Origin of the sequence: Paraglaciecola mesophila KMM 241 (assembly GCF_000315015.1) — a bacterium.
GTDB lineage: Bacteria > Pseudomonadota > Gammaproteobacteria > Enterobacterales > Alteromonadaceae > Paraglaciecola > Paraglaciecola mesophila.
The window spans coordinates 213,538-225,771 of record NZ_BAEP01000004.1; the positions used below are offsets into that span (position 1 = coordinate 213,538).

Annotated in this window: 10 protein-coding genes; 6 read left to right on the forward strand and 4 right to left on the reverse strand. The window is 45.4% G+C overall.

Translation table 11 applies throughout. The features are described 5' to 3' along the window. Positions 1-13: 13 nt before the first annotated feature. The 4 genes from GMES_RS01385 to GMES_RS01400 form a co-directional block, all read right to left on the reverse strand. Complete coding sequence (locus GMES_RS01385; protein WP_006990754.1) at positions 14-1,027, reverse strand: AraC family transcriptional regulator; 1,014 nt, start codon at positions 1,025-1,027, stop codon at positions 14-16. A gap of 173 nt (positions 1,028-1,200) precedes the next feature. Further along, entirely contained in the window at positions 1,201-2,961 is a 1,761-nt protein-coding gene (locus GMES_RS01390; RefSeq protein WP_006990755.1) for an acyl-CoA dehydrogenase family protein, read from the reverse strand. A gap of 20 nt (positions 2,962-2,981) precedes the next feature. Then, positions 2,982-3,911, reverse strand: a complete 930-nt coding sequence (locus tag GMES_RS01395; protein ID WP_006990756.1) for an electron transfer flavoprotein subunit alpha/FixB family protein — start codon at positions 3,909-3,911, stop codon at positions 2,982-2,984. 25 nt (positions 3,912-3,936) lie between these two features. Then, a complete protein-coding gene (locus GMES_RS01400) occupies positions 3,937-4,686 on the reverse strand; it encodes an electron transfer flavoprotein subunit beta/FixA family protein (RefSeq protein ID WP_006990757.1) in 750 nt (249 codons plus the stop codon). A 447-nt stretch (positions 4,687-5,133) separates the two neighbouring features. On the opposite strand from GMES_RS01400, the gene GMES_RS01405 reads away from it, so the two are divergent. The 6 genes from GMES_RS01405 (at position 5,134) to GMES_RS01430 (ending at position 12,234) form a co-directional block, all read left to right on the forward strand. Beyond that, on the forward strand, positions 5,134-5,748 hold the full coding sequence (locus GMES_RS01405) for an anthranilate synthase component II (RefSeq protein ID WP_006990758.1): 615 nt from the start codon (positions 5,134-5,136) through the stop codon (positions 5,746-5,748). A 79-nt stretch (positions 5,749-5,827) separates the two neighbouring features. Beyond that, the gene (locus GMES_RS01410) at positions 5,828-6,982 is read left to right on the forward strand and encodes an HDOD domain-containing protein (protein ID WP_006990759.1); all 1,155 of its coding nucleotides are present in this window, start codon (positions 5,828-5,830) and stop codon (positions 6,980-6,982) included. A 267-nt stretch (positions 6,983-7,249) separates the two neighbouring features. Beyond that, on the forward strand, positions 7,250-8,455 hold the full coding sequence (locus GMES_RS01415; RefSeq protein ID WP_006990760.1) for an aspartate aminotransferase family protein: 1,206 nt from the start codon (positions 7,250-7,252) through the stop codon (positions 8,453-8,455). Between the two features lie 21 nt (positions 8,456-8,476). Continuing rightward, entirely contained in the window at positions 8,477-9,511 is a 1,035-nt protein-coding gene (astA, locus tag GMES_RS01420; RefSeq protein ID WP_006990761.1) for an arginine N-succinyltransferase, read from the forward strand. A gap of 3 nt (positions 9,512-9,514) precedes the next feature. Beyond that, the gene (gene astD, locus GMES_RS01425; RefSeq protein WP_006990762.1) at positions 9,515-10,987 is read left to right on the forward strand and encodes a succinylglutamate-semialdehyde dehydrogenase; all 1,473 of its coding nucleotides are present in this window, start codon (positions 9,515-9,517) and stop codon (positions 10,985-10,987) included. A 197-nt stretch (positions 10,988-11,184) separates the two neighbouring features. Beyond that, entirely contained in the window at positions 11,185-12,234 is a 1,050-nt protein-coding gene (locus GMES_RS01430; RefSeq protein WP_006990763.1) for a UDP-glucose--hexose-1-phosphate uridylyltransferase, read from the forward strand.

Sequence of the window (12,234 nt, forward strand, 5' to 3'; positions counted from 1 at the left end):
ATAAAGAATGATTTCAATGTGCTTTTGATTTTCGATAAGCACTGGGGGCAACGCCCGTCCAGCTTTTGAAAGCACGCGCAAAGGTTGCCGCCTCGGTAAAACCAAGTAAGCGCCCTACTTGCGATATAGGCATATCAGGCTGGCTAAGATAATGGATCGCTTCATCTCGTCGCACACTGTCTTTGAGCTCTTGAAAGCTTGTACCTTCTTCTAATAGCTTACGGCGTAAGGTGCGAATGGTTGTGTGCAATTGCTCAGCGATATCAGCCATACTGATAATTGACATATCCTCAGCCGCTTCTAGATAATTTAATACTTTGCGGGTGTAAACCGGAAAATAAGACTGACGTTTAAACCAATCCAGTGGGCAGCGCTGAAGGTAATCATTCAGACTTTGCTGACTTTGCACCACTGGAGCGCTAAGGATGTCGTGCTCAAACTCAAAGTAGTTACTCTCTTGCAGGTAAACCACCTCACAAGGGAACATCAAGCGATATTCTTCGTGATGTGCGGGCTTTGCATGCATAAAGCCAATTTTACGCAGTGGAATGCGCTGGCCTATCAGCCAACTCGGAAAGCGATGCCACAGCAACAAGAGAAAATCGGTGAGCACATGCTCAGGGTCGAGTTCGGGTTTATCTAAGGCGAGATAAAAACGAGCGTATTTTTCACGCTCTTCAAATTTTAGTTTAGTTGCGCCAGCGACTAAATTATAAAAACGAGTGCCCCGACGATACACTTGCCGCAAACTTGCACTATGGCTCACTTGCTTTGCCATTAAATTGAATACCCCATGGCGAGAAGGCTGACTACCAAAACACAAATATTCGTCATCTGCACTTCGCCAAACAGATTGCATCAAACGGCTCAACTGCTCTGGCGTGATACGCACCTCATTATTGTTCAACAGCGCTTTACTCAAGCCCGATTCGGATAATACCTGCGTTTCATTCAGGCCCACTTCAATGGCTCTTTTGACAATAGCTTGAGCGAAATGAACTGAAATAGAATGATGTTTATGACGCATGAAAGTAACGGGCTCTCGATATATGGCAGGGCATTTAGATTTCAAAGTATATCGTTTCTCATACTAAGCGGATATTTATATGTTGAATAGGCTCAATTATTCTCGTCGAGCATAAAAAAGCCCCCTAGGTTCTCTATGGGGGCTGTTCAAAACACAATCAAAGAATTAAAAGCTTAAAATGCGTCCTCGGGTAAAGCCATGATGCTTTCGCTGCCAGCTTGAATCGATGCGAAACACGCCTGGGTGCGCACCACCATATGCTCACAGAAGAATTGAGCAGAAATCAGCTTAGCGTTTAAGAACTCCCTGTTCCCCTCGCCTGCATCTAGTTTCGCTTTGGCTTGCATCGCACTTTTGGCCATTAACCAACCGCCACACAAATAACCAAACAACATCATAAAGTTTACACTGGCGCTGCCTGGTGCATTTCTATCTTGTGCTGCTGTATCGAGCAACCACTGGCGAGCTGCTATACCGCACTCAAGTGCCGTTTTACATTGCTGAGCTGCCAATGTGAATTGGCCGCCCATGGCATCAAACTTAGCTAAGTCTGTGGCAATTTCATCTAAAAGCGCGCCTAAAGCCTCACCTTTATTAACCAAGGTTTTACGCCCGACTAAATCCAGTGCCTGTACGCCTGTAGTGCCTTCATAGATAGTTAAAATTCTGGCATCTCGATAGAACTGCGCTGAGCCTGTTTCTTCGATAAAGCCCATACCACCGTGAATTTGCGTACCTAGGTAGGTCAATTCTTGAGACAACTCAGTGCACCAGCCTTTGACTATTGGCGTAAACAACTCACTTCGAGCCCCATTGCCACGGTCAATTTCTGCTGCGGCCACCAAGCACAATGCGCGCATCGCCTCTGTAGATGACTTCATTTGCATCAACATACGACGCACATCAGGAAACTTCATAATAGTAAAGCGGCTGCCGTCTTTATTCGTGCCTTGTAAACGCTCTTTGGCGTACCCCAAAGCATGCTGATATGACGCTTCTGATATTGCTAAACCTTGCAAACCGACACCTTGACGGGCGTGATTCATCATGGTGAACATATAAGACAGACCTTTATGGGCTTCGCCCACCAAGTAGCCCTTCGCGCCACCATTGTCACCAAAGCTCATGACACAGGTCGGGCTGCCATGAATGCCCATTTTGTGCTCTAACGAAACACAATAAGCATCGTTGCGCTCAGCTGGAGCACCATTTTCATCCAAATTAAATTTGGGTACGATGAACAGTGAAATACCTTTTACACCGGCTGGTGCATCAGGCAATCTTGCTAACACTAAATGCACGATATTATCGGTCATTTGGTGATCGCCCCAAGTGATATAAATTTTTTGGCCAGTGATCAAATAATGATCATCATTTGGCACAGCTTTGGTTTTCACCGCAGCTAAGTCAGTACCAGCATCAGGCTCAGTAAGATTCATGGTACCTGGCCATTCACCGCTTAACATTTTAGGCAAATAAGACTGCTGTAAGTGCTCACTGCCGTGATGAGAAATCGACTCAATCGCGCCTTGGCTTAACAATGGGCATAAAGCGAACGCCATGTTAGACGTATGCCATACCTCATTAACTGCACTACCAAGTACATTCGGGAGGTTCTGACCGCCGAATTCCTCAGCACCGGTTAGCGATGCCCAACCACCCTCCACGTATTCTTGATAGGCTTGTGCAAATCCGGCTGTTTCTTGCACACCTGGGCCGCCGTCTTTGTCAATCATACTCGGATGTTGTAAATCACCGACCTTGTTCAATGGCGCTAATACGCCGCTACCTAGTTTGCCAGCTTCAGCCAATATAACGCTTGCCAGCTCGCCATTGATGTCCTCTTGCCCCATGTCAGCGCAAAGCTTATCGAAGTCAACCAGTTCATTGAGGACAAACTCAGCATCTGCTAAAGGGTGTGTGTAATCACTCATAATTTAACTCGCTTGCGTTTCTATACGTGGTTGGTTAATTCAGGAATAACATCGAACAAATCGGCTACCAAGCCATAATCTGCTACTTGGAAAATAGGCGCATCTTCATCTTTGTTGATAGCCACAATCACTTTGGAATCTTTCATACCGGCTAAGTGTTGTATGGCACCGGAAATACCCACGGCAATATACAAGTCAGGTGCAACCACTTTACCTGTTTGACCAACTTGCATGTCGTTCGGTACAAATCCAGCATCAACCGCAGCACGAGATGCCCCAACAGCGGCACCGAGTTTGTCAGCCAAGCCGTATAGGATCTCGAAATTGTCGCCGTTACCCATGCCACGACCACCTGATACAACAATTGAAGCAGCAGTTAGCTCTGGGCGGTCAGATTTAGCTAGCTCTTCGCTTACAAAGCGTGACTGCCCGCTGTCACATTGCTCGCTGATAACATCAACAGTGGCAGAACCACCCTGTGCACTCACAGCGTCAAAGCCAGTACCACGTATGGTAAGTAGCTTGATATTGTCCTTTGAGGTGACAGTTGCAATGGCGTTACCTGCATAGATAGGACGCAAAAATGTCTGTGCAGAGACAACACCTGTTACATCAGAAATCTGATTCACATCAAGCAAGGCTGCTACACGCGGCAAGTAGTTTTTACCACTGGTTGTGGCAGGAGCAAGCACGTGGCTGTAGCCGCTAGCAAGGCTTGTTACTAATTTAGCGATATTCTCAGCCAACTGATGCTCATAGGCAGCATCATCAGCGTGAAGCACTTTCCCAACGCCTGAGACTGCCTTTGCTGCATCCACTACGCTTTGGCAGTTATGGCCAGCAACTAGCAGTACTATGTCACCACCAATTTGCTGCGCAGCAGCTAAGGTATTTAGGGTAACAGGCTTAAGTTCTTGGTTATCATGTTCGGCAATGACCAAAGTTGTCATATTCATTTCTCCTATTACGTACTACTTAAAGTACCTTAGCTTCGTTTTTCAATTTTTCGACTAGTTCAGCCACCGACTCAACTTTTATGCCAGCTTGACGCTGAGCAGGCGCGCTAACGCTTTCTAGGGTGATGTTATTTCTCACTTCAACACCCAAATCACTTGGGGTTTTCACCTCCAAAGGCTTACGCTTGGCTTTCATGATATTCGGCAGTGAAGCGTAACGAGGTTCGTTCAGACGTAAATCTGTGGTGATGATAGCGGGCATATTAAGCTCTAAGGTTTGTAAACCGCCATCAATCTCACGTGTGACTTGAACCTTATCACCGTCAACTTTAACTTCTGAGGCGAAAGTCGCTTGTGGTTGGTCAAGTAACGCAGCTAACATTTGCCCGGTTTGATTATTATCAGAATCAATAGACTGCTTACCTAGGATCACTAGGCCCGGCTGCTCTTCGTCAACCACTGCTTTTAACAATTTAGCGATGCTTAGCGCATCTGCTGATGTATCTAGTTCAATCTGAATACCGCGATCAGCGCCGAGGGCAAGAGCAGTACGAATTTGCTCTTGGCAGGCTTTGGTTCCTATCGACACCACAACTACTTCGCTGGCAACACCGGCTTCTTTTAAACGAACAGCCTCTTCAACCGCGATTTCGCAAAACGGGTTCATGGCCATTTTGACGTTGGTTAAATCTACATCTGTGTTATCTGCTTTAACACGCACCTTGACGTTGTAATCAATGACTCGTTTTACCGCTACTAATATTTTCATATTTGTCTCACTTTGTTTGTGACCAGTTCGGAAATGTCCGCCGAGGTAAGCTCAGCACTATCTAGTATAATCTTGCGTTTTCTTATGGCTCAATTTTGGTATGAACGGGGGCATTCCACAAGATCTAAAAAAGTCTAACAATTAGCATAAAGGGACAAAAAAATCGACTTTTTAGCTTGGCGCATCGGTTAGTCATAATTGACAATTATCATGCTATTCAATAGTTGTAGCTAATGATTTTGTACAGGTTGCAAAGACGCATGAAAAACAACATTAACTTTAAAGGTCTCTAAATAAAGCGTGTACCGTACAAAATAGACTACAGGTGTGTGGTGGATAAGAAACGATTAAGCGCCAGCAAAGCAAGGTAAAATGTTTTACAATCCGCGAAATTTTAAACTTGAGCCAGTCATCACAGGGCTTGCACCACATGAGCGTTGAATTCTTTTGCTGTTGATCATTGATAACTATGACTCTTTTACCCACAACCTTGCGCGTTACTTTGTTACGCTAGGGCAAGACGTTAAAGTCGTGCGAAACGACGAGCTCACCTGTGAAGACATAACCGCACTAGAACCAGACTACCTAGTGTTATCCCCTGGCCCTTGTACCCCAAATGAATCAGGTGTAACTCTTGATGCCATTAAACAATTTGCTGGCGTGATCCCTATGTTGGGTGTGTGCTTGGGTCATCAGGCTATCGCTCAGGTGTTTGGCGCAAAAATAGTGCGCGCGAACAATATAAAGCATGGCAAAACCTCTTATATTTCTCACGATGCTAACGCCTTGTTTAACGGTGTCGACAATCCATTTATTGCCACGCGTTACCACTCATTGCTTGTGGATAACGAGTCCTTACCAGAAGATGTTGTAGTGACTGCATGGTGTGACGAAACAGCACCTGAAGAAACTGCAGGTCATAGGGAGATTATGGCTATCGAACATCGCACATTAGCTATTTATGGTGTGCAATTTCACCCAGAGTCATTGTTAAGCACCAGTGGTTTGCAAATTTTGGCTAACTTTCTAACCGAATCCGCAGATAAACTAACTAAAGCCTAGAAAACTGGCGTAAAAGTGAGGCACAATCCACTCTTAATAAAATATTTATACACTTAAACCAAGGTCCGCCGAACAATAAATGACTGCATCATCCACATCAGCTCCCATCGTTGAAGCTCGCTTCAAGCAGCTTTTTATAGATCTTAAAGCCGCAAAGCAGCAACGTGCTGATGAGGACGCAAAGCCATCTTCAAAAAAAATAGTTCCTACCCGAGAATTGCTCGCGGTTGAAAAGCAGGCGAGAGAGGACAAAAAAGCCAATAAAGAAATTGTTGAGGATTATTTAGGCCGAGTATCGGCAAAATTACATAGAGATATTGAGCTGCGTTTATCTGAAGCTTTGGCTGATCAAGAGGCCCTTGTTACTAAAGTATTGAGTATCGATGCGGTTATTCCACAAATCTTAGACCTATTGTCCGTTAAGGCATGCACGGTTTCGCGCATTGAAGTATTAGCCGCACAAATACCTTGGTTGTATAAAGATTTACTCAAGATGATTAACTCACCCAAATATCGACGTACCGATAGCAAGGGTAAAATTCTCACAGCGGACACTCTTCGGGTAGCATTAAGCTTTTTCGGGCTCGAAAATCTAAAGATGATTGTGCCGCTTTTAACCTTACGTCGTTGCCTCCCACAAATTACTGACCCCTACCCACAGATTAAACGCAGAATTTGGGAACAATGTATCGCTACGGCAATGTCTAGTAAGCGCCTCGCACGTTTTCATGATGTCAGTGAAAACCAAGCATTCACCGCTGGAATGCTGCAAAGTCTAGGGACGATAGCGGTCGTTAAGCTGTATTTCCGCATTTTTGATCAAGTACAACTTGAAGCATTAAAAGAAACGCAGAAAACACTCAAACACCAACGCCATGGTGCACTTACAAAAGTTGAGCCCTCTGGGGATGTATTATTATCTATGCTGGAAAAATATGTACCCCAGGCCACGGCGAGCATTATTCAGGGCTTGCACTTTCAGCGTTTATTTTTGCATGGTGCTTTTGAACAACTTGCCATTACAGAAAACGGCGAAGAGCCGCTGCCTCTAACCACTGTGTTATTGCAAGGCAATGCATACGCAAAGTATCGAATATTAAAGTTTCACGAATTAGTCACCATCGAAGAAGCAAAAGATTACCTACGTAAATACAAGTTCCCTGTGGGCTCGTTAGAAGTATTAAAAACCACTGATATGCGCTCAATTGGCTTAGAAGCAGAGGTTACTGAATAAATCGTTGAAAAAAGTGTAAATATTCATTCAAGCCATTTTATTCACTTCAACAACTAACATCGCCAGATAACTGGCGCGAAGTGAAGACACTTCTTGTTTTTTTACCTAATCCCTAGATTAAATACTTATTCACTATTCCTGCAAGTTCACTCAATCCCTTTAAAAATAAGGGCTTAGCTAGGTTATCGATGCAGACAAGCTGGCTTTAATCTGAAATAATGGTTGTCTATTTTATGCCCTAGGCTATTAAATTTGGAGACAACCTACATGCAAGTGACCCGCGAATTATTTAACGAAGTAATGGTACCTAACTATAACCCTGCCGATATTATTCCGGTACGCGGTTTGGGCGCGCGCGTATGGGATCAAGAGGGTAACGAATATATTGATTTCGCCGGTGGCATCGCAGTAAACGTTTTAGGCCATTGTCATCCAGAATTGGTTAACGTACTAAAAGAACAAGGTGAAAAGCTTTGGCACTTAAGCAACGTGTTGACCAATGAGCCTGTTTTACGTCTAGCGAAAAAGCTAACTGACGCAACATTCGCTGAAAAAGTCTATTTCGCCAATTCAGGCGCCGAAGCCAATGAAGCGGCACTCAAACTTGCACGCCGCTTTGCGCTTGATAACTATGGCCCAGAGAAAGACCAAATTATCTCTTTCAAACAAGGTTTTCATGGTCGTACATTTTTCACTGTCACCGTCGGCGGCCAAGCTGCTTATTCTGATGGTTTCGGGCCAAAGCCTGGTGCAATTGATCACGTTGATTATAACGATTTAAGCGCCCTTGAGGCCATAATGTCTGAGCGTACTTGCGCCGTAATGATGGAGCCCTTACAAGGCGAAGGCGGTATCATCAGCCCAACACAGTCTTTCGTGGAAGGTGTTCGTGATTTATGTGACAAGCACAACGCACTTCTTATCTTTGATGAAGTGCAATCAGGTGTAGGACGTACTGGCGAGCTCTACGCTTATATGGGCCTAGGCGTCACACCAGACATACTCACCTCAGCTAAAGCACTTGGCGGTGGATTCCCGATCGGCGCTATGCTTACCACTACTGCTATTGCCGCTCATTTAAAAGTGGGCACTCACGGTAGCACTTATGGCGGTAACCCACTTGCTTGCGCCGTAGCTGAAAAAGTACTGGATATTGTCAACACGCCAGAAGTGTTAAACGGTGTGAAACAAAAAGAACAACAGTTCCGCGAAGGCCTTAAGGCTATCAACGACAAATACCATGTTTTCGATGAAGTACGTGGTAAGGGCCTATTGCTAGGCTGCGCCCTAAACGAGAAATACCAAGGCCGCGCACGTGACTTCCTTGTTGCCAGTGCAAAAGAGAAGCTTATGTGTTTAGTCGCCGGTGCTAACGTGGTGCGTTTCGCGCCGTCATTGATCCTGACCGATGCTGATATTCAGGAAGGTTTAGCCCGTTTCGAGCGCGCAGTTGCCGCTGTCGTAAACGCCTAATCCACCACAGAGAATGCGAACATGATCATTATTCGCCCGATACAGCACAGCGATTACGCTGTACTGCACGACATTGCTGTTGAATCAGGCATAGGGTTTACCTCTTTGCCTGTGAATGAAACTTTGTTAAAAAGCAAAATCACGGATTCTGAAGCGGCTTTTCAAGCACACATCAGCCAACCAGGTAATGAGAGTTACTTGTTCGTAATGGAAGACACGAGCACAGGTCAGGTAGTCGGTACAAGTGGAATTGCCTCAAGTGTTGGCCTTGACGATGCATTTTATCACTATCACCTAAGTAAAGTGGTCCATGCATCCCGTGAACTCGATGTTTACAATACAGCTGAAATACTGACCCTGTGCAACGATTACACTGGTGTATCAGAAATATGCACCTTGTTTTTACGTGAATCTGCGCGCAAGGGTAACTGCGGCCGCTTCCTGTCTAAAGTGCGCTTTTTATTTATGATGGAACACAAAGAGCGCTTTGCAGAAACCGTTATCGCCGAAATGCGCGGTATCAGTGATGAAGATGGCAAGTCACCGTTTTGGCAATGGTTAGAGGAACACTTTTTCTCAATGGACTTCCCTACCGCGGATTACCTTACTGGCATAGGTCAGAAACAGTTCATTGCAGAATTAATGCCCAAGTACCCTATTTACGTGAGCTTGCTCAGTAAAGAAGCTCAAGCGGTTATCGGCAAAGTGCATGACAAAACAAAACCCGCACTAAGGCTACTAGAAAGTGAAGGCTTTAGCTGTCGAGGTTACGTTGATATTTTTGACGCAGGCCCAACAGTAGAAGCAAACCTAACCCATATTCGCACTGCTCAAGCAAGTCGTAAAATGGCCGTTAGAATTGATGACAAAGCGTCAGCAACAGAGACCGAGTATTTTGTGATCAACACGAAAATCACAGAATTTCGCGCCATTGCCACGTATCTCAATATTGATGAAGCAAACGAGCAGGCCATAATCTCTCAGGCTGCAGCAGATCATCTTGGTATTCAAGATGGTGAGTTTATCCGCTTCGCTCCGACAACATTTAAGGTGTAATGTATGACACAGCAAACCCATTTTATTGCAGGCCAATGGCATGCAGGACAAGGCCATGATATCGAATCAATCGATCCGGCTAAAAAGCGTCAAATTTGGCAGGCTAAATCGGCCTCAGCAGAGCAAGTGAATCAAGCGGTCAGTAGCGCTCGAGAAGCAACCCTAGCTTGGGCTGCCTTCACGTTTGAAGAGCGACTCGCTTATGTAAAACGTTTCGGTGAACTACTGGCTGAAAACAAAGATATGTTGGCCTTAACAATTGCCCAAGAAACTGGTAAGCCACTGTGGGAAACCGCCACGGAAGTCGGCGCCATGATGGGTAAAATTGGTATTTCAGAACGTGCCTACCAAGAACGTACCGGCCTGGTAGAAAACCCAATGCCTGTAGGTAAAGCGTTCATTCGCCACAAGCCCCACGGCGTTGTAGCAGTCTTTGGCCCATACAACTTCCCTGGTCACTTGCCTAACGGCCATATTGTACCTGCCTTGTTAGCAGGTAACTGTATCGTATTCAAGCCTAGCGACTTAACCCCATTAGTGGCTGAAAAGACCGTTCAGTTATGGCAAAAAGCTGGTTTACCTAAAGGCGTGCTTAACTTAGTGCAGGGTGAAGTAGAAACAGGTAAGGCCCTTGCGGCGCACCCTGACCTTGACGGCCTATTTTTCACCGGTAGCTCTCGCACTGGTAAAATATTGCATGAGCAATACGCTGGTCACCCTGGCAAAATTTTAGCGTTAGAAATGGGCGGTAATAACCCCTTAATCGTAAAAGATGTAAGCGATATTGACGCTACAGTGCACGATATTATTCAATCTGCGTTTGTCACCTCTGGGCAACGATGCACCTGTGCTCGCAAACTGTTTTTAGAAAACAACGCTCAAGGTGATGCCATTCTTGCTCGCCTAATCGAAGTGACTAAAAACATTAAAGTCGGCGATTACGACGCTGACGAACAACCCTTTATGGGCGCTATGATTTCTAAAAATGCTGCTAACGCTATGGTAACGGCGCAGCAACAGTTGCTTGATCTAGGGGCAACCTCGCTGGTAGAACTGACTCACTTAGATACTGAATCTGGCTTTGTAAGCCCAGGTATTATTGACGTGACGGCCATGGTTGAACAGATGCCTGATGAAGAGCACTTTGGCCCGTTGTTAAAAGTGGTTCGCTTCGATGATTTTGACCGAGCGATTTCACTGGGTAACAATACCAAATTTGGTTTATCTGCTGGCTTATTGTCTGACAGTGAAGATTTATATCAGTATTTCTACCAACGTATTCGCGCGGGTATCGTCAATTGGAACCGCCCTATTACTGGCGCTAGCGGCGCAGCACCGTTTGGCGGAGTCGGTGAAAGTGGTAACCATAGAGCCAGCGCCTATTACGCCGCTGACTACTGTGCATACCCTGTTGCATCTGTCGAATTAGAAAAAGTCACTTTACCAGGTAGCCTAAATCCTGGTTTGAACTTCTAGCTAGACAACACTACATTAGACATTGCTGCGGGGTGATTACCCCACATGATGATTTTATTAAGCCTGCTATGCAGGCTTTTTTGTATCTCTTGACCACAAATTTTGGATTTAGGGGATGACAGAACACGCTTTACATCTTAAAATCCATTAATAATATAATAGTACTAATTAACCAATCATTAACATGGTGTGTCTAAATGTCTAAATTCGATCCTGTAGATCACTCTCATCGCCGTCGTAATCCATTGACCAATGACTGGGTGCTCGTGTCCCCTCATAGGGCTAAACGCCCTTGGCAAGGTCAAGTGGAAAAGCCGCAACAAAATGATAGCGCGGCGCACGATCCCAGTTGTTATCTATGCGCCGGTAATACTCGCATTAATGGTGAAGTGAATCCTGAATATAAAGACACCTTCGTTTTCACCAATGACTTTGCAGCATTAATGAAAGACACACCTGCGTCAGAGCAAGAAAATGATGATTTATTTACGGTAGAAGCCGCTCGCGGCACCAGTCGTGTTATTTGTTTTTCACCGGCGCACAATAAGTCGCTGCCTGAACTGCCGTTACCTGCGCTTGAGAAAGTCGTACAGACGTGGCGTGACCAAGTGGCTGAGTTATCCAAGGATCACGCATGGGTTCAAGTATTTGAGAACAAAGGCGCAGCCATGGGCTGCTCTAATCCTCATCCCCATGGCCAAGTATGGGCGAATGACTTTATACCGAATGAAGTACGTAAAGCTGATGTCAACCAACGTGCCTATTTCGACAAGCACAACAGCTCACTTTTGCTCGACTATGCGCAGAAAGAATCAGCCAGTGGTGAGCGTACTGTGGTCGAAACCGATCATTGGATTGCTGTTGTACCTTATTGGGCAGCTTGGCCTTTCGAGACACTTTTAATGCCTAAATTCAGCTGTGCCCGTTTTGACGAGATGAACGACGCACAACAAGCGGACTTAGCCGTAGCCCTTAAGAAACTCACTAGCCGCTACGACAATTTATTCCAGTGCTCTTTCCCTTACTCAATGGGTTGGCACGGCGCACCACATAACTCTGATGTCACTGAGCATTGGCAGTTGCATGCACATTTTTATCCACCGCTATTACGCTCAGCCACTGTGCGTAAGTTTATGGTGGGGTATGAAATGATGGCAGAGCCACAACGCGACCTTACCCCAGAGCAAGCGGCACAAAAGCTACAAGCCTTGAGTGATGTTCATTACAACGAATCAAACGGAGCCTAG

Excerpts from the sequence above, each read along its gene's own strand:
- GMES_RS01385 (WP_006990754.1), bottom strand. The coding sequence starts at position 1,027 with ATGCGTCATAAACATCATTCTATTTCAGTTCATTTCGCTCAAGCTATT.
- GMES_RS01390 (WP_006990755.1), bottom strand. The coding sequence starts at position 2,961 with ATGAGTGATTACACACACCCTTTAGCAGATGCTGAGTTTGTCCTCAAT.
- GMES_RS01395 (WP_006990756.1), bottom strand. The coding sequence starts at position 3,911 with ATGACAACTTTGGTCATTGCCGAACATGATAACCAAGAACTTAAGCCT.
- GMES_RS01400 (WP_006990757.1), bottom strand. The coding sequence starts at position 4,686 with ATGAAAATATTAGTAGCGGTAAAACGAGTCATTGATTACAACGTCAAG.
- GMES_RS01410 (WP_006990759.1), top strand. The coding sequence starts at position 5,828 with ATGACTGCATCATCCACATCAGCTCCCATCGTTGAAGCTCGCTTCAAG.
- GMES_RS01415 (WP_006990760.1), top strand. The coding sequence starts at position 7,250 with ATGCAAGTGACCCGCGAATTATTTAACGAAGTAATGGTACCTAACTAT.
- astA (WP_006990761.1), top strand. The coding sequence starts at position 8,477 with ATGATCATTATTCGCCCGATACAGCACAGCGATTACGCTGTACTGCAC.
- astD (WP_006990762.1), top strand. The coding sequence starts at position 9,515 with ATGACACAGCAAACCCATTTTATTGCAGGCCAATGGCATGCAGGACAA.
- GMES_RS01430 (WP_006990763.1), top strand. The coding sequence starts at position 11,185 with ATGTCTAAATTCGATCCTGTAGATCACTCTCATCGCCGTCGTAATCCA.